The following is a 21,237-nucleotide window of genomic DNA, read 5'->3' as shown; positions in this document are numbered from 1 at the left end:
GCCTGGCGGCTACAGGCTCTCCAGAACCTTCTCCTCGTCCTGGACGGGTGCTGCTGCCTGCCCAGCATCCCGACCGGTCGATCCAGATGCCTGGGGTTCGACGTTGGCCCTGTGGTCCTGGCTGAGCTTTTGCTGGCCGCCCGGCTTCTTGGCGGCGGCGATCATCAGCTTGATCCTGTTGAGCTGGTTGGCCTCCGAGGCGCCAGGATCGTAGTCGATGGAGACGATGTTGGCCTCAGGGTAGGTCCTACGGATCTTGCCGAACATGCCGCGTCCTGTCACATGGTTGGGCAGGCAGGCGAAGGGCTGCGCACAGACGATGTTGGGGGCGCCGGACTGGATCAGCTCGATGATCTCGCCGGTCAGGAGCCAACCCTCTCCGGCCTGAACGCCCAGGGAGGTGACCGATGCGGCCTTCTCCCTCAGGTCGGTGATATGAGCGGGAATGTCGAACTTCCCATGGGAGGCCTTGAAGCCGGCGATCATGGGGGCACGGTAGGCATCCGCCGCCTTGAGGACGATCTTCTTGACGCCTACTGGTCCGCCTGTGCCCAGCATCTCCTCGTTCCATTCAGCATTGGAGATGCCGTTGACCATGAAGTCGCAGACACCGGGGAGCACAGCCTCGCAGCCCTGGCTCTCGATCAGGTCGACCACGTGGTTGTTGGCATCAGGATGGTACTTGACCAGGATCTCTCCGACTACGCCCACTCGAGGCTTGCGGGGGATATTGCGCAGGGGCAGCTGGTCAAAGGCCCGGATCATCCGCTTCATCAGCGTGCGGTAAGGCAGATATCCATGACCGTAGACCTTCTTGGCGGTCTTGGAGTACCCGTGGTGTTCGATGGTCTCCTTGCAGATCGTGTCCCAAAGCTTGTAGAGCCTGTTGGCCGAGCCGGGCTCCTGCTCGTAGGGGCGGACCCTGAGCAGGCACTCGATCATGGCATCGCCCAGGTAGAAGGCCTTGACCGCGCGGTGCAGCAGGGCAGGGGTTACCTGAAGGCCCGGATTGGCCTTGAACCCCTGCACGCTCAGCGTGATGATCGGCACGTAGCCGTAGCCCGCATCAGCCAGGGCCTTGCGCAGAAGGCCATAGTAGTTGGTGGCCCTGCACATGCCGCCGGTCTGGGTGACGATGACCGCGCACTTGTGCGGGTCGAACCTGCCGGACAGGAAGGCGTTGACCAGCTGCCCCACCACGATGATGGCCGGGAAGCAGGCATCGTTGTTGACGTACTTGACCCCGGTGTTGATGTCTTCGGCCGTGGCATGCTTCAGAAGCTCAAAGTGGTAGTCGGCACTGGAGAAGACCGCCTCCAAGAGGGAGAAGTGCACAGGCGACATCTGCGGCGCGACCACTGTAAATTTGTGCCCCATCTCCTTGGTGAAGCGATGCTCAGTGGCGTACTTGGACAGGGTCGGTTTGGCGGCGGCCCCGCCAGCCTGGACGTCTTTGCCCTGCTCGGCGGGAGTGTCTGCCGACTTACTGTCAGTTTCCTGCTCCTTCTGCCGGGAGGCCATGGTCTCCCGAATGGGCCGGATGCCCATAGGGTGAAGACCTATCAGACCCTGATCACTCTTGTCGTGCAGAGCCACGAACCGTGCCAGAGCCACAATGTCGGCCTTGCGCTGGGATAGGCTGATCTTCTGCGCGTTGGTGGACCGGAACCCATCGGATTTCGGATGGTCGGACGCATTCGCATCCACTGCTTCGATATGTCCGGTAAGCCCTTGAGGTTCCTGAGAATCGGATGAATCCCCCGCCTGAACCAGGTCAGGCAATGGGTCAGCATCCTTGACCGCGACCTTGGCAGGCGCCTGATCCTTGGCCGGGGCTTCCTCCTGGGCAATATCCCGCTGATGGCGTTCATCCATGGCAGCCTTCAGCGAGCGCAGACGGATCTTGGCTGCACCCAGATTGGAGACCTCGTCGATCTTCAGCTGCGTGTAGACATCGCCCTTGTCAGCCAGAATCTCCTGGACCTGGTCAGTGGTGATGGCATCCACGCCGCACCCAAAACTGACCAGCTGAACCAGCTGCAGGTCGGGATACTCGGAGACGAACCTGGCTGCGGAATAGAGCCTGGAATGGTAGGCCCACTGGTCGGTCACCCTCAAAGGCATCTTCTGATGGTCGTCGCCGAAGCTCGGCACGGTCTTGCGGAACTTGGCGGCCGTGGGGTTGTTGGAGGCCAGGGCCCGCTCCCCCGCCGCCGGGATGATGTAGTCGCTCAGCTTGGGCAGTTTATGCACGTCCAGCTCGCATATGGAGTCCTCGGAGAGCACGGCCATGCCCAGGGAGCAGATGGTCTCGGGAATGCCGTGGTTGACCTCGGGATCCACATGGTAGGGACGGCCCGACAGAACCACGCCCTTGACTCCATACTCCTGCATGTAGGCCAGGGCACGGAGCCCCTCCTGGCGGACGTCCTCCTTGAAGCGGGCATCCTCACGGTAGGCCTCCTGGACGGCCGTCCTGGCCTCTTCCTCGCTCACCTTGGCCCAGTCGAAGACCTTGACGATCCGCTCGACCATCTTCTCCCTGTTGGACAGGTTGAAGTAGGGCCGCATGAAACGGACGCCGTTCTCCTTGAGCTCGGCCATATTGGCCTCGATCACCACCGGGTAGTTGGCCACGATGGGGCAGTTGTAATGGTTGTCCGTATCGGGAACCAGCTCCTGCTCATAGGTGACGCAGGGATAGAAGATGGTCTTGATGCCCTTGTCGACCAGGGAGTGGATGTGCCCGTGGACCAGCTTGGCCGGGTAGCAGATGTTCTCGGAGGCGATGGACTCCATCCCGCTCTCGAAGAGCTCATGGTTGGACCGCCCGGAGATCATGACCCGGAAGCCCAGGGAGGTCAGCAGGGTGAACCAGAAGGGGTAGTCCTCGTACATGTTGAGCACGCGAGGAATGCCGATGTCGCCTCTGGTGGCCTTGTCCGGGGTCAGACGGCGGTAGGCGAAGGCCCGCTTGTACTTGAAGTCGTAGAGGTTGGGCCTGTCGGAGCGCTTCCTGTTCTTATCGCCGCCACGCTCGCAGCGATTCCCGGTCACGTAGCGGCCGCCGTCCTCGAATTCGGTGATGGTCAGCTTGCAGTGGTTCTGGCAGAGCTTGCAGACATCGTGGGTGGTGGTCATGGAGAGGTTGTCCAGATCGTCCCCTGCCAGAATGGAGCTGACCACATGGCCGTCCTGCACCTTCAGGTCAGGCAAGGTCGCCTTGAACCCCTGGTCGTTCTTGGAGGCAATCTTGTTGACGGCGGCCGGTGACGACTTTGGCTTGGTAGAAGTCGGAGCCTTATTGGGGGTGGTGGGCGTGCTGCCCACGGACTTCACCCCGTCGGCCATGTGAGAGCCGACAGCGGTCAGATCCTCGACCTCTTCATTCTGCGGGCAGTGCATGCGGGCCGTCAGCGCGGCGCCGTAGGCTCCCATCAGACCGGCAATGTTGGGCCTGGTCACCTTGCGACCGGTCAGGAGCTCAAAGGCCCGCAGGACGGCATCGTTGAGGAAGGTGCCTCCCTGGACCACGACCACAGGCCCCAGGGCATTGGCATCGCGCAGCTTGATGACCTTGTAGAGGGCGTTCCTGACCACCGAGTAGCAGAGCCCGGCGGCGATATCCTCCGGGGAGGCGCCCTCCTTCTGAGCCTGCTTGACCGAGGAGTTCATGAAGACCGTGCAGCGTGAACCCAGATCGGTCGGGGCTTCGGAAGCCAACGCCTGCTTGGTGAACTCTTGGATGCTGATGCCCATGGACTGGGCGAAGGTCTGCAGGAAGGACCCGCAGCCGGCCGAGCAGGCCTCGTTGACGCAGATGGAATCGATGACCCCGTCGTTGACGGCGATGTACTTCATGTCCTGCCCGCCGATGTCGATGACCGAGGTGACCCCGGGGCTGATCTCCTCGGCTGCCCTGTAGTGGGCCATGGTCTCGACCACGCCCTCGTCGACATGCAGGCCGGCCTTGACCAGGCCCTCACCATAGCCGGTAGCGCAGGCACGGGCGATGTAGGCCCCCTCCGGCAGGGACTTCCTGACCTCCTTGACGATGTTGGCGGCGGCGATCAGCGGGCTGTCCTTATGCACCCCGTAGGTGGACCAGACGATGGTCTTGTCGTCGTTGATCAGCACGGCCTTGATGGTGGTGCTGCCCGCATCGATGCCCAGGAAGTGCGGCCCCTTGGCTCCTGACAGGTCTCCGGTGGGGATGACCTGGGCCCCATGCCGGTCGTTGAACTCACTGCGCTCCTCCTCGTTCAGGAAGAGCGGGCGGATCGTTCTGGCCGTGGAGGGCATGTTCTCCAGGCCCTTCAGGGCGGAGAGGACGCCATCCAAGGAAGTCAGGTCAAAGTTCATGTCTTGATTGTGGCTGGCATCCTTGGCGGTTTCGGTCGCGGGAGCCTTATGCTCACCGTCCACCAAGGTGGTGGTGCGGCCGTCCTGCATGGCATCCTGCAGAGCCATCTTGTCCAGGTTCGAGGCCTTCTCGGACCGTGCCTTGTCGACCTCCGCCTGATCCAGCCCCCAGGCCGGGCCGAAGGGGTCGTTCACATCGGTCTCTGGCGAATAGTCGGTCTTGACCTGCGCAGCGCTGTCCTGGTCGTCCTGCTCGCGGCGGCCAGCCATGATGGCAGCGCCGTAGGCCACATAGAGGTGCGCGTTCTCAGGGATGATGTAACGGCTGACCCTGTCCTGAAGGATCCGCTTGAAGGCTTCCCTGAGCTCGCTCATGAAGAAGAGGGGCCCGCCCAAAAAGATCACGTTGCCACGAATGGGACGTCCGCAGGCCAGTCCAGAAATAGTCTGTGTGGCCACGGCATTGAATATGGATGCAGCCAGATCCTCCTTGGCGGCTCCGTCGTTGATCAGGGGCTGGAGGTCGGACTTGGCAAAGACCCCGCAGCGCGAGGCGATAGGATAAATGGTCTTGTACTTGGCGGCCATATCGTTCAGGCCTGAAGCATCGGTGTTGAGCAGGGTGGCCATCTGATCGATGAAGGCTCCGGTCCCGCCTGCGCAGGACCCGTTCATCCGCTGCTCCGGCGTGGGCTTCAGATAGGTGATCTTGGCATCCTCGCCGCCCAGCTCGATGATCACGTCCCCCTCGGGGTAGGTGGCGTTGATGGCCTCGGTCTCGGCAATGACCTCCTGGGCGAACTCGGCCTGCAGCTGGCTGGCCAGTTCCAGCCCGCCCGAACCGGTGATCACCAGGCTGATGGGATTGCCTGCCAGACCAACCCGTGACAGGGAAAGCTTGATGTCGGTGACCAGCTCGGCCACACACTGCCGCACATTGGCATGATGGCGGCGATAGTCGCTGAACAGCGCCTGATCCAGCCTGTCACCTGCGCCAAGGACCACGGCCTTGACTGTGGTGGAACCGATGTCCAAACCCACACGCAGGAGATCCCGCGGTCCTGTGCCCTTATATCGACCCGCTATGTCGACGCCATCAGACATGAAACAACCTCAATCCGTGAGACCGCCGCATGATGGGTCCAAAAAGCAGACACCACATCATATCCGGCTTACCCTATTTATGCTACCGCCAGAGCGTGAATAACTTTTGCAATATCAGGGAATCAAGACTGTCTCCTTTGACACAGCCGCCAGCAGAACCGCCACCGATGCAGGCAAGCCACAGACTGGGACAGGTGCATCAAGGCGTTGGTTGCAACCCTTGTCCTCCACGCTTTCGCCTCAATGACAGCCTGCCCGCAAATGGAAGAAAAGCCGCTGTGCCCTTGGCGAAATCGGCTCAGGAGCAGTCGTCAGTAGGCCTGCGAAGGACTTACAGGGAATAGGGAATTGTCCCCGTATTGAGAGACCCTGAGAGAACGTTTCCTTCACCGACCAGCTCGCATACCATCCTGTACAGGCCGTTGCCAGATAGGTTGGTCAGACTGGCGGAACCGATGGTCAGGAGGTATCAGGTGCGAGCATACATGGGTTCGAACATGCGCGGGTCGATGGGTGCGCCGGCTGGCCCAGCACCGTCAGGACTGGCTCCCAAACCATTGGATCAGCTGCCCCGCCTGGCACGTGACACCACCGAGGAGGATCCCTGGCCGGTCAGCGTGCTCAGCCAGAAGTACCACGATGCCGTGGCCCGCTGGCCCGGAGCCTGGGTAGAGGGTCAGATCGTGGAGATCAACACCCGCCGTAGCGGCTCGGCATATCTGACCCTGCGTGACAACTTCGAGGACATCTCCATCAACGTCATGGGCTTCCGGGCCTTCGCCACCCAGGCCAGGGAATTTCGTCAGGGCGACCGGGTGGTAGTGCATGGGCGGCCTGACCTGTGGATCAAACAGACCCGTCTGAGCTTTATGGCCGACAGGATCAAGCGCGTAGGCACCGGTGACCTGAAAGAGCAGATTGACCAGCTCAGGCGCAAGCTCAAGGGCGAGGGCCTCTTCGATGCGGAAAACAAGGTTCCCCTGCCCGAATTCCCCCGGCGCATCGGCCTGATCTGCGCGCCCAAGGCCAGAGCCGAGGGGGATGTGATCACCAACGCCCGCCTGCGTTGGCCCACCATCGAATTCTCCGTGGTACACGCCCACGTCCAGGGCCCCCAGTGCCCGCCCGAAGTGGTCGAAGCCATCCAGAAGCTGGATGCTGATCCGGCTGTGGATGTGATCATCGTGGCCAGGGGCGGCGGCAGCTTCGAGGATCTGCTGGGCTTCTCGGACGAGTCCGTGGTCCGCGCCACGGCAGCCTGCGTCACTCCCATCGTCTCGGCCATCGGCCACGAGGACGACTGGACCTTGATTGACCTGGCCGCAGATCTGCGTGCCTCCACCCCCACTGACGCCGCCAAGCGGGTGGTGCCCGACCTGGTCGAGCAGGAGGGGATCATCCAAGAGGCCAGGATGCGCATAAACGCGCGCATCCAAAATATGGTCGAGGGCGAGACACGGCTGATTGAGGGATACGCCAACCGCCCCAGCCTGACCAAGCCGCAGACCATGCTGGACAAGCCCCAGCGGCTGGTTGACGAGTCGCTGGTCCGCCTGGACATCGCCCTGCGACGGATCGTGGACGACGCCTCCCTGACCGTGGAGAAGCTCCAGTCCTCGCTGACCGCCCTCTCTCCCCAGTCCACGCTGGACCGCGGATACGCAGTCGTGCAGACTCTGGACGGGAAGGTGGTCGTCAGCCCACAGCAGGTTCAGGCCGATCAGGATCTGACCTTGACCGTCAAAGAGGGCAGGATCGAGACCAGGGTCGTCAGCGGGCAGTGACCGATCCCACGTAGTCAGCCACATATAATCATCAGGAATTTGATAACGCGCTATATAAGAAGAGGAGCATAAATGAGCGACACCGATGAGGAGCAGTGCAAGGAACAGCCGGTATTGGCCTCGGCCCTGAGCCAGAAGGAACGCGAAACCATCGCCAAACTGCCCTATGAGCAGGCCCGGGACCAGCTGATCCAAGCGGTTCAGGCGCTGGAGGCCGGCGGCCTGGATCTGGATGCCTCAATGCGTCAGTGGGAGATCGGCGAGGCTCTGGCCAAGCGGGCCCAGGAGCTGCTGGGCCAAGTGCGGGCCAAACTTGATGCTGCTCAGCAGGAGCAGGCCAGCGCCGGGGCCCAGGCTGGCACCCAGTCCAACTTGGATGCCTGAAAATCCACTACTCCACCATCACCGTGGCCAGCAGGGCCGCATGATCCGAACCCGCGATAGGTACGACCTGCAGCCGATTGGCCCTGATGTCCCGATCCACCACCACATGATCGATGGCCACCAACCTGGGCAATGGAGCTCGGTTGGCTGGCCAGGTCATGCTCATGCCATGCCCGGCCTGACGTGCTCCATCACTGAACCGCTCCCCCAGCATGTCTCGGAAAACTGCATGATCATAGGTGGCGTTGAAGTCCCCCAAAAGCACGTACCGCGTGTGCTCGTGCTTCCGCAGTTTTCCCAGGTCGGACACGCTGCGTCGCCAGGCATTCCAACTGCCCGGTTGCGGCGAGGTGGTATGGACCGAGACGAATCTGACACTGGTCCTGCCCCTGCCGAAGTCGATGCTGGCCGCCGGCATCATGGAAGAGCGGGAACCCACGTCGTCCTTTGAGGGTGACTGCATTGGCGCAGCCGTCCAAAGACCATTGGCGTATTCCTTCGAAGATGTGGAAAGCTGCTCGTGGGGCAGATAGCGGTCGATGCCGGCCTTGTGCAGACGGTCCACAAAATCCTCGCTGACCTCCTGCAGAGCCAGCACCTCGACCCGGTTGTCGCTGACGGTCTTAACTATCTGATCAGCATCGGCCTGACCCTTGTAGACGTTCAGCGTCATGACCCGGGCCACATTGTCATACCGATCGGGATGCTCAAGGGCCATGAGCTGATCAGCTTGCCCATTGAGCTCGGATCCTTGCTGGTAGAAAGGATACTGCCAGTAAACATTCAGGGCCAAGGCGGCGATAAGCACCAAAGCCGTAAACCATCGCGAAGCCATCAGAGCCAGGACCAGAGCCAGTAGGCCCAAAAGGATGAACCAAGGCGTCAGAGCAGCCAGATCAGGCAGGTAGGGTATCGCTGACAGCCATGCCGGGCAGGCACGCGCCGCTAGGGCCAGCAAGCCGACCAACGCCAGCAGTCTGGCCGTCCACCCAAAGACATGCTTCACCAGGAAGGACTGTCTGAATTTCGCCATGGTCTCCTCCCAAGGGATACACAGTCAGCTTGACCGTTGAGCAATTGTAAACCATGACCGTATGGCGGGCAGGGATAAAAGGCTAATGTTCTCCAGGAGGCACACGGTCCTAGCCTGCACATCAGCGACCTGCCCGAGTCGCACTTCGTGGTACAGTAGTTTCCGTTGCCCCGGTAGCTCAGGGGATAGAGCACTTCTCTCCTAAAGAAGGTGTCGTGCGTTCGAATCGCATCCGGGGCACCCTGATGGCTCAGGCATAAGGAAATAACGCGGTTCCGTGATTCCACCTTGATTGTGCGAACCTTGAAGTGTACCCATTCTGCTCATTGTCTTCATCATAGAGTCATCTAAAAGAGCTGTTGGAGTGGTTCCGAGGTAGTTGGCCGTATTGACAAGATCAGGGACAGACCATTCCGACTTTCCTTTCAGTTTCACTGAAATTGTCGAGCGCTGCAATCCGAGATAGCTCGCAAGGTCGGTTTGTGTCTTACCTCTAGCGGTGAGCAAGATTTTAACGTTAAATGAAATGACGTTTTCAACCTGTTTTGCGTCAAATACCTCTTGCGTTGACTCTTGTGCAGCGCTCATATCAATCCCTTCGACAATCCCGTTGTTTATTGAACGATTATAGAGCATAATTTGCGCTTCATCAAAATAAACGCTATTCTGTAGAATATGATTCAACAAACGAACGAAACATCGTCTGTCATGAAGTGCTGGCTGGCCGATCAGCATATTTCTTACCGGGCGCTAGGCCGGATCCTGAATCTTTCTTCTTCCTCAGTCAGCAAGAAGGTGAATGGGACTGTGAGCTGGCAACCGAAGGATCTTCGCACCTTGAACGAGCGTTTCGGCCTCTCTGCGGATTTTGTCCTCGGCTTCCGCGATACATCAGACAACCTTCAACCAGTATAAGCAACGGCTTCCTATCTGTAATAGACGGGAAGCCGTTGATGAAATGACCACTGGTGCATCCGGCCAATCTGCCAAGACCCCGGGTACATCCTGACATTAGGAGCATTTCACATGCCCGATTCTAACAATTCCACGCTTTTCTCAGCGCGCGATACTCATGGTACACACCTTTCGGATACGGGTGGGGGGACATCCTCGCGTATCCGTTCTAGGGTCGTTCACCCCTCCCGTTCCACTCCGGGCTGGATCCTTGACTACTGCCGTGACCTGACCAGGACCGAATTGTCGCATCTGGCCTCGGCCCCCTCGGACGGGAGCATGGATTTCAGCCTTTCCCTGGAGGCGAGGCTTCCCCTGTACGACATTGCCGACCTACGCCGATATCTTCAGCACAGCCTCACGGACGGCCAGGTGGCGGACGGAGAGGATGGCAGATGAGCTGGCAGGCTACTTCCTGGGCGTTGAGGAAGGCTCCGGTCGGCGGCAATACCACGGCCCGGCTGATCCTGGTCAGCCTGGCCGACAGGGCGGGAGTCGACGGGCGTAATACATGGCCGAGCGTAAGGACCCTGGTGGATGAGTTGCATATCTCCGATTCGACGGTGCGCCGGCAGTTGGCGTGGCTGGAGGGCCGGGGCATCATCTCCAGGGGCGACCAGTCCATGGCTATGAGGAACGCACACGGCAAGGTCATCCCGCCGCAGTTCCGTCCGGTGGTCTGGGACCTGAATATGGGTGTGCCGGCTGAGCAGGTCGAAGAGGCAGAAGAGTGCCTCTTGGAGGTTAGACCTGTCAAAATGACAGGTCAGAGAAAACCCCGAAATGAAGCCGATTCCAGACCTGTCATTTTGAAAGGTCAAAAGACAGCGCCCGAAGTCAGACCTGTCACCCATGCAGATTCTGACCTGTCACCGGTGACAGACAAACCAGTAATACTTAAACCATCTCCCTCTCCCTCTGACGAGGGAGTCCCCCGGAAGGATCCAGAACCGGACGTGGAACGGGACGCCACCCGTGTGACCGACGCCCTGCGCATGTCCCTGGGACTCCAGATCAATCCAAGACCCAGCGACACGAAAGCCGCGACGCGGCTGGTCCGGGAGCATGGGGTCGACTCGGTGCTCGCGGTCGTCAAGTGGTGCACGGCCCCCGCCAGCGACGGGTTCCGTTCCAGACAGGACGGGTTCTGGCGGACCGTGTTGACCGGAGCTCGCTCACTGGAGAAGAACTGGCCGGCCATCCTACGGCAGATGCAGGGCGACCCGAAGGGGACGTCCGCGCTCAAACGGGTACGGTCCGGCTCCACCGATGGTCCCCACATGGTCACGAGCGTGGCCGACGGGAGGAAGCGCCCGGTGTATGGGGATCAGGGGATAGAGCGTATCCGCGACCATTTCGCAGCGTTCGACTCCATGTCGGGCCGGCCCATGGATCCGGGATCCTGCCCGGTGTGCGGCCAGGATCCCCGCAACCAAGAGACCCACGGCATCGAAAGGAGGCAGGGCTGATGACCGACGACAAAGCAGCCGGGCAGACGGTCGAATGGAGCCGGCCAAAGGCGGCGCCCTGCTCGATGGTCCAATCCCCGCTTGTGGACTACATGTGGGGCATCGACGACACCAGGTCGGCGTCGAGGGACAGGCGGCTCCACGCCGCCGCACGCGCCCTGTGCGGGGTATGCCCGCTGAAGGACAAGTGCCTGGCCCTGGCGGTCGTGCAACGCATGAAGAATGTAGGCATCATGGGGGGACTGAACGACACGGAACGCCGCTACGTTGCACACCTCGCCCAAAGCCAGGGCATCGAGGTCACAGCCGGACGCAGCAGGTGGCTACTCACGGACGAGGAGCGGCGCACCCTCATGTCGAACTTCATGCAATGGCTCCAGGCTCACCCTGACGCGATCGAGACGAGCAGGAAGATGGCCAGCCGCAAGAGGGCACTCCACAGACACCGCGAGACCGGCCGGGACGGCCAGGGCAGCATGTCGCAGCCTGGGCTCTTCGAGGACTGAGACGGACTTCAATAAGGAAGAAAGGGAATATCATGCCGACGATCACATTCGCCAACAACAAGGGCGGGGTGGCCAAGACCACCTCCACTATCATGACTGGCCTGGCTCTGTGTAAAAGGGGCCTGAGGGTGGAGGTGAGGGACCTGGACCCGTCCGGGGACGCCACCGAATGGGCGCAGACGGCCAGCAGGGCAGGCACTCCCCTCCCCTTCGTGGTGACGCCCGCCAACATGCGCAACGTCGATGCGAAAAGCGATCCGGACACCTGGGTGCTTATCGACACCCCGCCGGAGCAGATGCAGATCGTGCAGGCAGGCATTGACGCGGCCGATCTGGTCATTCTCGTCACCTCCCCCGGACGCCATGACACCGATCACCTCATCGAGATGGCCAAATGCATCGACCGTCCCCTGACGGTGCTCATGACCTTGGCCCGTCCCGGTACCATCGCCCTGAAGGCCGCCGTGGACAAGCTCAAGGCCGCCGACCTGATGGGTTTCAGCACTATCATCCCCAACCTGCAGGCGACGCTACGCGCCTCCGGCACGAATGTTCTGCCAACTATGAGTGGCTACCAGGAAGCCGCAACGGAACTGGTCGAAGCGTTCTAAAGACTGGAAACCGTTTAAACCGGAAACCGTTTAAACCGGAAAACCGGGCAGCAATTGTGATTCAGACCAATATCGAGAGTGGCCATAAGGGAGGGCGGAAAGGCTGCGGAGAAGGTTGCCCTGGGGCTAGACGAGCTCGACAACCGTCGACAGATCCAAGCCTGAATGGAGAGGACGGAATGGAGCACCTCATTGGTCGGGAATCCATAGGACAGTAACTGAAAAACGTTAAAACTGGAAAATGTTAAAATTGGTAAACATTAAAACTGGAAAACGTTAAAGGGTCTCACGGCCCCTGCAGCCTAGGAGGAGCGCATGAAAATCCACGAGGGCCATAAAACCAAGGAACTCACGTCTACGGTACGGAACGTCAAGGCAGGACCTGAAAAACACGGGTACACATATCAGTTGACCGAAGAGGAGCACAAGGCCATGAAGATCATGGCCCTGGAGAAAAACATGAAGCTGTCCGAGTTGCTCAGCCTATGGATCCAGGAGCACTCGAAGAGCAGCGGAAATTAATACACGGCTTGTCCCCCCACCTTGTGGACGAAACATGTGATACTCAAATGAGCAGAAGAAAGGGCGTTATGAACGAGAATAAGGAGCCTGGCGTCGAGGAAGTGGACGACCCAGAGGTGTTTGAGCAGGAGCCTCCCGCATTCGAGCCGCATGACCCGACAGACGGCAACTACAAATCCCGCACGAAGTGGCTGGTTCCGGTGATTGCCGCTGTCGTGGTGGTTGTCGTGGCTGTGGCTGGCCTTGTGGGCTGGCGCGTGTTTGAGTCCCGCCGGCATGATGCGGCGCTGGACTCCTGCACCCAGGCGGCGAAGGCCGTGCAGGCGAAGACCAGCTCGGACCGTATGGCGCAATACCGCGAGGCGGCCGGCATCAAGGCGGACCAGGTCAAGGATGCGAAGACCGTGCTGGCCATGGCTCGCAGCGTGAAGGACGCTGAGGGCCTCAAACGGCAGACTGTGCAGTGCAAGGTCTCCATGTCCACTGCTGATCTGAATGCGGAGACCGGCAAGGCCCGGCGGATCGACGGCAGATTCGCTGTTGTGGCGAAGGCGGCTAAGGCGGTTTTGGCTTCCCGGGATGCGAGGGCCCTGGATGATGCGAAGGCGGCTTTGGACGGGAAGAAGGGCGAGGCATCCAGGCTGCTGACCGATTCGGACGGGAAGGTGGCCGACAACGCCACCCGTGACGGCCTGCAGAAGGCCATCGGCCAGGCCGGCCAGGTCAAGTCCAATAAGGCGAAGGCTTACCAGGATGCGGCGCACGCCCTGCAGGCGGCCATCGACCAGGTGAACGCCTCCGTGCAGGCCAAGAGCCAGGCCGACCAGCAGGCCGCAGCGCAGGCGGTCCAGCAGGCCCAGCAGCAGTACGCAGCGCAACAGCAGGCGGCTCCCTCTTATGGGGGTGGCGGTGGGTACAGGCCTACCTACCGGCCCTCATACAACCAGGGTGGCGGTAACGGCGGAGGCAATGCCGGCGGTGGGGTTCCGACTCAGACCGCACCCCAAGGTGGAGGGTCTAATTGGCGTGACAGGCTTAAAGGAAATACCACAGGAGGCAATGGCTGCAATCCGGATGGATCTTGTGGCATCGGCTGACTGATTAGAAAATTGAAGAATTTGCCAGCGGGACCGGTTGCTTGGTAGGTCTCCTATCCCGCTGGCGTTACTTGTGGGCGGTCATGAGGCCGTCCCCTTCATAGTACCGGAAGGGAAACATCAATGATGACACCAGGAAAGATCGGACGCTGGGCCGGACGGCTCCTGCGTCTGGGATCCGGATGGCCCGCCAGGGCGGTGGCCGTGGCAGCCGCCGGGGCCACGCTGATGATCGGCATCGAGCCGGCGTTTGCCGGCGGCGGCGCCGGCAGTTCGGACGGTGGCGGCGGCGGAGCCGTGGCCTCCCAGGTGAGCTGGACCTATAAGGACGCCAATGACGGCGCGTACGGCTCCTCGACCGATTTCAACAGCATCTATCGTGCTTTCTCGGCCATGGGGGTGTCCATGCAGCCCGAAGGCGTGGGCCATGCGCAGAAGGCCTTGAACGAGGCCAACGGCAACTGCGTGGACCGCTTCAACGAGGCGCACCCCGACCAGTACGGCCAGGCCCAATGCCGAGTGACCGGCGTTGGCGTCATGACCGGACCCAACAAGTCATTCAGCGGCGAAGTCCACCACACCAAGGACGACTGGATGAATGCCTGGGCGGACACTGTGGTTGGGCATACATACAGCAACCATGGGGCAAGCTATAAAACCGGAGATTTCTTCGCCGATCAGCCCGGTGTATCGATTGATGTGCTTGTTGATCAGTACACTCGTGATTCGACCAGTATTGTGGTTATTGCTTTGAATCAGTATGAGCCGAAGCCTGCTGAGGTGCCGCCGGCTCCGCCGTCCAAGACGGTGCAGCCGGGGACGAGCGCTGATTCGATGGGCAATCACACGATCATCGGTTCGGGCACCGGCGTTGGCGGCAAGCAGTTCGTCTTCCGTGATACGTTCGATCCGAAGGGCCAGGGGTATGTGATCGACCATCAGAAGGTCGTGGACACCAGCACCGGCCAGGACATCAGCGGATCCTTCAATTTCAATACTCCGAACGGTGGCACGCCGGCGGGGAATGTGGCCACGGCGACGTGGAAGGGCGGGGATATCCCCAGCAATCACAACTGGCAGTATGAGCTGGATGTGATTCCGCATAATCCGGATACGAGCCTGATCAAGGATACGGGCTCGGTGTATTGGAAGGGCTCCTCGAAGGAGGCGGACCAGAAGACCCCGGATCATGAGTTCCCGACCTGGAGGCCGAACCCGGACAAGTCCTGGGTGCTGTGGGACAAGACGGCCGGCAAGTGGCAGGCGGTGGTGGATCCGTCACGCACGAATTCGACCGGCGCCGACGAGCATGTGTTCCTGGACGGGGACAAGGTGGCCGGCGTGGTCAACGGCACTGTGGACCCGCATCTGATCGATGCGCCGAATTCGTTCGCTTTGACGGACGACTGGTCGGCTGCCGAGTATCTGGTGGACCAGGACGGCAGGGACCGGATCCGCGTGTACGAGGCCCAGGCCGCGCCAGGCGCGGACGGGCATTACCGGCAGACCAGCGTCGCCGACATCGCCGCCAAGGGCAAGGATGTGACCGACCAGTTCGAGATCACGGTTTCGGGCAGCCGGGCCGTGGCCAAGGCCAAGCCCGCCTACCTGGCCAAGCTCAAGAACATGGGCCAGGGCCTGCAGGTGACCATGCTGGTGCCGTTCACGGTGAACTTCGCCAACGGGAAGGGCGCCGCCCAGGCGCGCAAGGACCACAACAGGAAGCCCGGCGACGAGCTGACCTTCTGCAGCCCGGACGGCTCCGCCCCCCAGTTCACGAACAAGGGCTCCGAGCAGGTCAACGGGCAGACCGTGGCCTCCAACCAGCCGAAGATCTGCGGCTACGTGCCGCCGGTCAAGAAGGACGTGGTGTCCGAGGCCAGCCAGGGAGGCGACCAGGACAGCGTGGACGGCAAGGTCGTCTACCCCGGCCAGAAGGTCGAATACCAGCTGACCACCCAGCCCAAGCTGCCTGACCTGCTGGCCTACCAGGGCGAGCGGGTGATCATCACCGACACCTACGACCAGTGGCTGAACGTGGACAAGCAGACCCTGGAGCTGATGGATCTGAACACGGGCCGGGTGATCCCCAAGAGCCGGTACAGCACGAAGTGGGACGACGGGCATCACCTGGTGCAGGTCGTCTTCACCGACCAGGCGCTTATCGGCCAGTGGAGGGCAGGCAGGAACCCGCGCATCCAGCTGCGGTTCGAGGGCACCGTCGACGGGAAGGCCCCTGCCGGGCACAAGGTCAACAACCAGTGGATGCTGACCCTGAACAACAGCCTGACCCCCAGCAATGAGGTGTTCAACACCCCGCCGGACTTCAACCCCCTCAAGAAGGACGTCAGCTCCAAGGACCAGAGCGTCAGCATCGACGGGAAGACCCTCCTGCTGGGCGACACCGGCTACTACCGGGTCACCCTGGACGCCAGGCAGACCAACCAGGCGTACGCCGTGTGGCGGCTGGGCCTGGTGGACGACTTCGACGACGAGTACCTGTCCATCGACCCCTCGCGGATCGAGGTGCAGGGTTCGGACGGCAAGGACTACACCAAGGCGTTCAACATCCAGGTCAGGGACGGCGTGGTCTACGCGTTCGCCAGGACCGTGGACACCAGGGTGCCGGCGACCGGGGAGACCCTCAAGGGCGACCCGCAGCCTGCCGACCTGGCCGCCTACGCCGCCGCCAAGGGCCACAACCCGCTGCGCGAGCCCGCCATCGACCAGGGCCTGCTGGGCCGCACCTATGACCTGGTGCTGCCCTACAAGGTGATCAAGGTCAAGGACGGCTATGTGGTGAAGAACAAGGCCACGCAGATCATCAACGACCTGCGCAAGGACACCAACCAGGTGTCCAACCCGCTCAAGCCGCTCAACCCGAGCAAGGATGTGGTGGTCAAGGTCAACGGGGAGAGCACGAACGGCAAGAGCGTGTACAAGGACCGGCTCTTCCTCTACCAGCTTGACAGCAGCATTCTGCCGGCCAACCGGGCATACGCCCAGGCCGACCGGTGGCTGATCGAGGACCAGCTGGACCCCAAGTTCGACCAGTACACGGGCCAGTGGGCCGTGTACGCCACCCGCGACCTGTACAAGGACGGGAAGGTGCTGGCCGGCAAGGGCGACCGGATCGCCGGCTCCGGCGTGGACTCCTCGCCGTTCGGCGGGGACCTGTTCACCCTGGAGCAGGACCAGTCGGGCAAGGTGACCATCCAGGCCACGCCCGCCTACCTGGCGCTGGTGTCCGCGTCCGGCGACCGTGAGGCCGGCTGGCGCGCCTACATCCAGTGCAAGCGTCTGGCCGTCACCAAGCGCCACGAGAACCGTTTCACCGAGTACTACAACGACAAGGTGAACCCCTCGAACGTGGTGTGGACCCGCACCCCGGACATGACCCCCAGGCTGAGGATCGTCAAGTTCGACACCAGGAGCGGCCTGCCCCAGGGGGACCGCAACGACCCCAAGGAGGCCCTGACGGTGGACGGCGACACCGATATCACGGTTCGCATCTACAACGATTCGGGCATCGATCCGGACACGGGCCGGGGCTACGTGTTCCTGGGCCGGGACCTGAAGCTGGAGGACAGGACCGTGGCCGGCGACGGCCAGGTCGTGGACTGGAAGTATCCGGACGGCTGGGCCGACTACCAGCTCAAGCCCGGCAAGCATGTGGATGTGCATGGCACCCTCAAGGGCGTCACGGAGCACCACACCAACCGGGCCAAGGTCACCGGCCGGCCGCTGGCGCCCTGCGTGGTCCCCGGCGACGACAAGCCCTTCGACCCCATGGATCCCGACGCCAAGCCCGGCCGGGAGACGCCCAAGGATGCGGTCATGGTCGACGGGGTGGCCCTGTGCGGGGACACCACGGTGGAGTCCAACACGGACGACTGGAACGGCGTGAAGCCTCCGGCCCTGCCTGTGACCGGCTCCCAGGTCGCCGTGGCGCTCCTGGCTGCCGGGCTGCTGCTCCTGGGCGGCTTCGTGTCCTTCCAGGGCGGGCGGTGGATGCGCCGCCGGCATGTGGAGAACCATGAGGCTGCCCTGGCGTTCAGCGAGCAGGTCATGGCCCAGGCCGGAGCGCCGGAGCCTGACGACCCGCGTGACGAGCAGCCCCGCTGACGGTCTACGAGCCGCACCCATGCAAAGGGGTGCGCCCCCTTCCTTGCAATGCTTCCCCTCCGGATTTCTTAGGCTGCCTTCTGCCTTTTCTGGTTGCCTCTGTTTTCTCGGTCCGGCGGGGCAGTCATCCCTTGTCGGGGATGATCCGGATGCAGTGGCGGGCGGGCTGCCTTCCCGCCGCCGGCTGCATCGTCAATACTCCGGTCCTGCAAAGGATCGGTAATGATGGATCCGGCCGTGTCCGGTCCTATTCCTTGAACCGGCCACGGCTTTCCAAGATGGCGGCAGATTGGCTAAATACCCTTTCTTCCGGTCTGTCGTCATCATTCTTCTTTCTTATGTCGATTGGAGTATTTCAGGATGGCTAGCGACGTTTTTGCGGCCCGGGTCAGCGAGTTCGCCGACACCTGGCGCAACGAGAGCCTTTCACAGGCCCGTGTAGAAGCGGCTAAAAGGATCTACGACCGCCTTCAGCAGCTGAAGACGGCCCCGTGGCCGATCGACGGCGCCGATCAGATGGATCTGTCGATGGCGGCTGATTTGGGCATGATGAGTCTGGATAACCGGCTGAGGGATTCGATCATCTGCTATTTTCTGGAGCCCGACATGTTTCGGGATGATTCAGGCCGTCTGGCCCAGCTCGTCACGAGTGATGACAGCCCAGAGGTCATCCCACTGTTCGAGAAGCTGAACGAGACATGCTGGAATGACACCTCATATGATCCACAGGACGCATTGAGCGCCTACAAGCAGGACATCCCGGTGTTTATGGAGTCGATGGGTTATCTGCTTCCTCCGGATTTCGCGGCCGGGCCTTTCGAGGTGGCGGCTTTCGTGTCCTGGGCGCAGGGCGACGACCTTTCGGTCACCAACGGTTATGCGGCGAACGCAATCAACGCCGATCGCCTGTGCGGCATCGGCACGCGCATGTCGAGCATCTGCTTGTATGACAAGCACCCCGCCTGGATGGAAGCAGCCAAGGAGAACCGGGAGGCGCATCTGACGCCGATTCTGGCGGATACGCCCGATCGGCACAAGCACTACTCCGAAAGCGACGGGACCGGAATCATCAGTGATCCAACGACTGTCCCCAACGACGACAACGGTCGGCGTCTGCGCTGATGAACCGGGTACGACCGCTGCTGATTCCCTCCCAGCAATGGTGGGAGGGTTCGGACGGTCATGCCTCGAGCCAGGCGGCGGCCGTGGCCGTCCGGGAGGACGCCACGGCGGTTCCGTCACTCCCGGCCGCCAGTCAGACACGGCCGACCACTGCGGAACGTCCGGAATGGGACTTCTCGGCAGCTCCGCTGATCCCCATGGAGACCGCGTCCGTGCAGCCGGTGGGCGATCCGGTCCTTCCTCCTGCCCAGGTGACACTAGCGGAGCATCCGGCGCCCTCTTCCGTCCGACGTCCGGATGCTGGTCTGATCAGACGCGCGGCCGTGGCCGCTTGCGTACTGCTGGTGTGTCTGGCTGGATTCGGGGGCTCGAAGTGGTGGGCGGCCCATGCGTTCGCTTCGGCCCGTTCAGCCTGCGATTCCGCCGAGCTGGAGGTCAGGTCGTCCCGTCGACGGCTGCAGAGGGCGATGTCATCAGTGAAGTCCCTGGACATGAGTACATCCTCCGTGGCTGATCCGAAGACGATCGATGAGCTGAATGCAGCCATGAAGAACGCGGAGAAGGCCATTCCGCCGGTCTCCTGCCGGGCCTCTTCCCATTCCAGGCAGACTCTGGAATCGGAGGCGGCCCGCGCTGATGGCGCCTCCAGGCACATTACCGAGGCTTCAGCAAGGGTGGAAAAGGCCGCCAAGGCGGTAAAGGCCTCACGGAAGGAGAAACGGTTGACCGACGCGCAAACCGGCCTGAAGGACTGTCATGCAACCGCTGGCAGACTGTACACGGATTCAGAAGGCCAGGTGGCAAACAACGCGACCAGGGTCGCCCTGCAGCAGGCCGTCGATCGTGCCGGGCGTCTCCTGAAATCAACGGATACGGCCCGGATCAAGGAAGCAACCACAGCCTTACAGGCGGCCAGTGACGCCGTCCGGGCGAGTATGGATGCCAAGAATCGACAGAACGCCGAGGCGGCCGCTTCCCAGTCCGTCCAGGAGACCCCTGTCCCCAATGCCGGCGTGCCGGTCGTCCCGGCTCCGCAGACGCCAGTAAGACCACAGCCGCAGCGTCAGCCCGTACCGCAGCCTCAGAACCCACCCAGGGGCAACGGGTGGTCGGTCCCGGCCCCCACCGGCCCGGATACCGGCCTGCCCGGGCATATTTCAGGATTGTGAGGATCATCATGGATGAAATGGCCGCCTTGCCCACATCCGAGCCTTCCTCGGCTCTCCTGCCGGCTTTCGAAGCGCCGGCCACTGATCGCATATGGCTGGTCGCCGCACATGGAGGGGCCGGGTGTTCGACGATATACGCTTCCTCGCCGGACCAGTATGCGGACGCCGGCCGTGCCCTGCCTGTCAGTGTGGATCCCGAAAACCCGTCGAGGATCGTCCTGTGCTCAATGTGCACGTCGCCCGGCCTGGAGTCCCTGCAGGCGTTGGTCAGGGAGTGGCGGGAGGGCAGGTTCGGAGCCTCGGCGCTGATGGGCTTGGCGGTGACAGCGTGTCGGCGCAGGACCCCGAGGGTGCTGGTCAGGTCGCGTCGTCTCGTCTGCTCGGTCGTGGAGCGGCGGCGGTCGTTCCCCCTGCCTTTCATCCCGGATACGGATATCGACGGGGTGCCAGAGAAGTTCCCGCGCGCCTACTTACACATGTCCAAGGCCTTGTCGTCCCTGACGGCGATGGCATTGCCTTCCTCAGCAAACCAACCCAACCAGTCAACAGATAAGTGAAGGAGAACAACAATGAGCATCACATCAGCAGCGACATCGCTGGGCATGGCGGCCATCCATCTTCAGCAGGAAGGCGCTATGGCCCTTTCCTCGATGCCCGGGGCGGCTCGCCTGGGAGCGAACATGTTCCTGGCCGACGGGTTCCTGACCGATTTCAAGGCCTGCCTGCCGCCCGGGTTCGCCGACCCGATGACGAAGGTCCTGGGATGGGTGAAGGCGATCGCGCTGCTTCTGGGACTGATCGCCATGTGGGGCATCGGCCGGAGCTTTATGAAACAGCAGGGGGACGGCATGCCCGACAGAGACCAGACCACCAATAGCCTGTACGGATGGGCCGTGGCCGTCTTCATCATTGCTTTTGCGGGTTCCATGATGAGCGCGCTCGGCATGGACATCAGCTCCACTTGCTGATTATCGACAAGGTTCGTATTCGCTACT

16 protein-coding genes and 1 tRNA gene are annotated in these 21,237 nt (G+C 61.8%); 14 read left to right on the top strand and 3 right to left on the bottom strand.

The window, feature by feature from the left end:
• Nucleotides 1–9 precede the first annotated feature (9 nt).
• Nucleotides 10–5,466, bottom strand: coding sequence for an acyl-CoA dehydratase activase-related protein (locus QRX40_RS05390; RefSeq protein WP_313836840.1), 5,457 nt, complete (start codon nt 5,464–5,466; stop codon nt 10–12).
• Nucleotides 5,467–5,975: 509 nt separating this feature from the next.
• Here QRX40_RS05390 and xseA point away from each other — a divergent pair.
• Both xseA and QRX40_RS05380 read left to right on the top strand, forming a co-directional pair.
• Nucleotides 5,976–7,250, top strand: coding sequence for an exodeoxyribonuclease VII large subunit (gene xseA, locus QRX40_RS05385; protein ID WP_313837025.1), 1,275 nt, complete (start codon nt 5,976–5,978; stop codon nt 7,248–7,250).
• A gap of 72 nt (nt 7,251–7,322) precedes the next feature.
• Entirely contained in the window at nt 7,323–7,634 is a 312-nt protein-coding gene (locus QRX40_RS05380; RefSeq protein WP_313836838.1) for an exodeoxyribonuclease VII small subunit, read from the top strand.
• 7 nt (nt 7,635–7,641) lie between these two features.
• On the opposite strand, the gene QRX40_RS05375 is transcribed toward QRX40_RS05380, so the two are convergent.
• Entirely contained in the window at nt 7,642–8,667 is a 1,026-nt protein-coding gene (locus QRX40_RS05375) for an endonuclease/exonuclease/phosphatase family protein (protein WP_313836836.1), read from the bottom strand.
• 167 nt (nt 8,668–8,834) lie between these two features.
• On the opposite strand from QRX40_RS05375, the gene QRX40_RS05370 reads away from it, so the two are divergent.
• A tRNA-Arg gene (locus QRX40_RS05370) sits at nt 8,835–8,907 on the top strand.
• Here QRX40_RS05370 and QRX40_RS08765 read toward each other — a convergent pair.
• The gene (locus tag QRX40_RS08765; RefSeq protein WP_396184419.1) at nt 8,869–9,255 is read right to left on the bottom strand and encodes a helix-turn-helix domain-containing protein; all 387 of its coding nucleotides are present in this window, start codon (nt 9,253–9,255) and stop codon (nt 8,869–8,871) included. The genes QRX40_RS05370 and QRX40_RS08765 overlap by 39 nt on opposite strands.
• Before the next feature lie 87 nt (nt 9,256–9,342).
• Between QRX40_RS08765 and QRX40_RS05365 the strand changes: the two genes are divergently transcribed.
• The 11 genes from QRX40_RS05365 (at nt 9,343) to QRX40_RS05315 (ending at nt 21,210) form a co-directional block, all read left to right on the top strand.
• Nucleotides 9,343–9,582, top strand: a complete 240-nt coding sequence (locus tag QRX40_RS05365) for a helix-turn-helix domain-containing protein (protein ID WP_313836834.1) — start codon at nt 9,343–9,345, stop codon at nt 9,580–9,582.
• Nucleotides 9,583–10,016: 434 nt separating this feature from the next.
• Nucleotides 10,017–11,090 (top strand): helix-turn-helix domain-containing protein, encoded by a 1,074-nt coding sequence (locus QRX40_RS05360; protein ID WP_313836833.1) that lies wholly within the window; start codon nt 10,017–10,019, stop codon nt 11,088–11,090.
• Nucleotides 11,091–11,155: 65 nt separating this feature from the next.
• The gene (locus tag QRX40_RS05355; protein WP_313836832.1) at nt 11,156–11,596 is read left to right on the top strand and encodes a WhiB family transcriptional regulator; all 441 of its coding nucleotides are present in this window, start codon (nt 11,156–11,158) and stop codon (nt 11,594–11,596) included.
• Between the two features lie 32 nt (nt 11,597–11,628).
• Nucleotides 11,629–12,207 carry a ParA family protein gene (locus QRX40_RS05350; RefSeq protein ID WP_313836830.1) on the top strand — a complete coding sequence of 193 codons (579 nt, stop codon included), beginning with the start codon at nt 11,629–11,631 and terminating at the stop codon, nt 12,205–12,207.
• A gap of 315 nt (nt 12,208–12,522) precedes the next feature.
• Nucleotides 12,523–12,729 carry a hypothetical protein gene (locus QRX40_RS05345; RefSeq protein ID WP_313836829.1) on the top strand — a complete coding sequence of 69 codons (207 nt, stop codon included), beginning with the start codon at nt 12,523–12,525 and terminating at the stop codon, nt 12,727–12,729.
• Nucleotides 12,730–12,797: 68 nt separating this feature from the next.
• Nucleotides 12,798–13,826, top strand: a complete 1,029-nt coding sequence (locus tag QRX40_RS05340) for a hypothetical protein (protein ID WP_313836828.1) — start codon at nt 12,798–12,800, stop codon at nt 13,824–13,826.
• Nucleotides 13,827–13,949: 123 nt separating this feature from the next.
• Nucleotides 13,950–17,951, top strand: coding sequence for an LPXTG cell wall anchor domain-containing protein (locus QRX40_RS05335; RefSeq protein ID WP_313836827.1), 4,002 nt, complete (start codon nt 13,950–13,952; stop codon nt 17,949–17,951).
• A 360-nt stretch (nt 17,952–18,311) separates the two neighbouring features.
• Nucleotides 18,312–19,073 carry a hypothetical protein gene (locus tag QRX40_RS05330; RefSeq protein WP_313836826.1) on the top strand — a complete coding sequence of 254 codons (762 nt, stop codon included), beginning with the start codon at nt 18,312–18,314 and terminating at the stop codon, nt 19,071–19,073.
• A complete protein-coding gene (locus tag QRX40_RS05325; protein WP_313836825.1) occupies nt 19,073–20,242 on the top strand; it encodes a hypothetical protein in 1,170 nt (389 codons plus the stop codon). Before QRX40_RS05330 ends, QRX40_RS05325 begins: the two co-directional genes overlap by 1 nt.
• A gap of 8 nt (nt 20,243–20,250) precedes the next feature.
• On the top strand, nt 20,251–20,799 hold the full coding sequence (locus QRX40_RS05320; protein ID WP_313836824.1) for a hypothetical protein: 549 nt from the start codon (nt 20,251–20,253) through the stop codon (nt 20,797–20,799).
• A 12-nt stretch (nt 20,800–20,811) separates the two neighbouring features.
• Nucleotides 20,812–21,210, top strand: a complete 399-nt coding sequence (locus QRX40_RS05315; protein ID WP_313836823.1) for a hypothetical protein — start codon at nt 20,812–20,814, stop codon at nt 21,208–21,210.
• The last annotated feature ends 27 nt before the right edge of the window (nt 21,211–21,237 follow it).

Origin of the sequence: Bifidobacterium sp. H6bp9 (assembly GCF_032193695.1) — a bacterium.
Lineage (GTDB): Bacteria > Actinomycetota > Actinomycetes > Actinomycetales > Bifidobacteriaceae > Bombiscardovia > Bombiscardovia kimbladii.
This window is presented reverse-complemented; position numbering and strand designations above follow the sequence as displayed.

Bases quoted from the DNA above. Each gene is read 5' to 3' on its own strand.
- xseA (WP_313837025.1), top strand. From the start codon at position 5,976: ATGGGTGCGCCGGCTGGCCCAGCACCGTCAGGACTGGCTCCCAAACCA.
- QRX40_RS05340 (WP_313836828.1), top strand. From the start codon at position 12,798: ATGAACGAGAATAAGGAGCCTGGCGTCGAGGAAGTGGACGACCCAGAG.
- QRX40_RS05360 (WP_313836833.1), top strand. From the start codon at position 10,017: ATGAGCTGGCAGGCTACTTCCTGGGCGTTGAGGAAGGCTCCGGTCGGC.
- QRX40_RS05345 (WP_313836829.1), top strand. From the start codon at position 12,523: ATGAAAATCCACGAGGGCCATAAAACCAAGGAACTCACGTCTACGGTA.
- QRX40_RS05315 (WP_313836823.1), top strand. From the start codon at position 20,812: ATGAGCATCACATCAGCAGCGACATCGCTGGGCATGGCGGCCATCCAT.
- QRX40_RS05355 (WP_313836832.1), top strand. From the start codon at position 11,156: ATGGTCCAATCCCCGCTTGTGGACTACATGTGGGGCATCGACGACACC.
- QRX40_RS05335 (WP_313836827.1), top strand. From the start codon at position 13,950: ATGATGACACCAGGAAAGATCGGACGCTGGGCCGGACGGCTCCTGCGT.
- QRX40_RS05365 (WP_313836834.1), top strand. From the start codon at position 9,343: ATGATTCAACAAACGAACGAAACATCGTCTGTCATGAAGTGCTGGCTG.
- QRX40_RS05320 (WP_313836824.1), top strand. From the start codon at position 20,251: ATGGATGAAATGGCCGCCTTGCCCACATCCGAGCCTTCCTCGGCTCTC.
- QRX40_RS05390 (WP_313836840.1), bottom strand. From the start codon at position 5,466: ATGTCTGATGGCGTCGACATAGCGGGTCGATATAAGGGCACAGGACCG.
- QRX40_RS05325 (WP_313836825.1), top strand. From the start codon at position 19,073: ATGAACCGGGTACGACCGCTGCTGATTCCCTCCCAGCAATGGTGGGAG.
- QRX40_RS05380 (WP_313836838.1), top strand. From the start codon at position 7,323: ATGAGCGACACCGATGAGGAGCAGTGCAAGGAACAGCCGGTATTGGCC.
- QRX40_RS05330 (WP_313836826.1), top strand. From the start codon at position 18,312: ATGGCTAGCGACGTTTTTGCGGCCCGGGTCAGCGAGTTCGCCGACACC.
- QRX40_RS05350 (WP_313836830.1), top strand. From the start codon at position 11,629: ATGCCGACGATCACATTCGCCAACAACAAGGGCGGGGTGGCCAAGACC.
- QRX40_RS08765 (WP_396184419.1), bottom strand. From the start codon at position 9,255: ATGAGCGCTGCACAAGAGTCAACGCAAGAGGTATTTGACGCAAAACAG.
- QRX40_RS05375 (WP_313836836.1), bottom strand. From the start codon at position 8,667: ATGGCGAAATTCAGACAGTCCTTCCTGGTGAAGCATGTCTTTGGGTGG.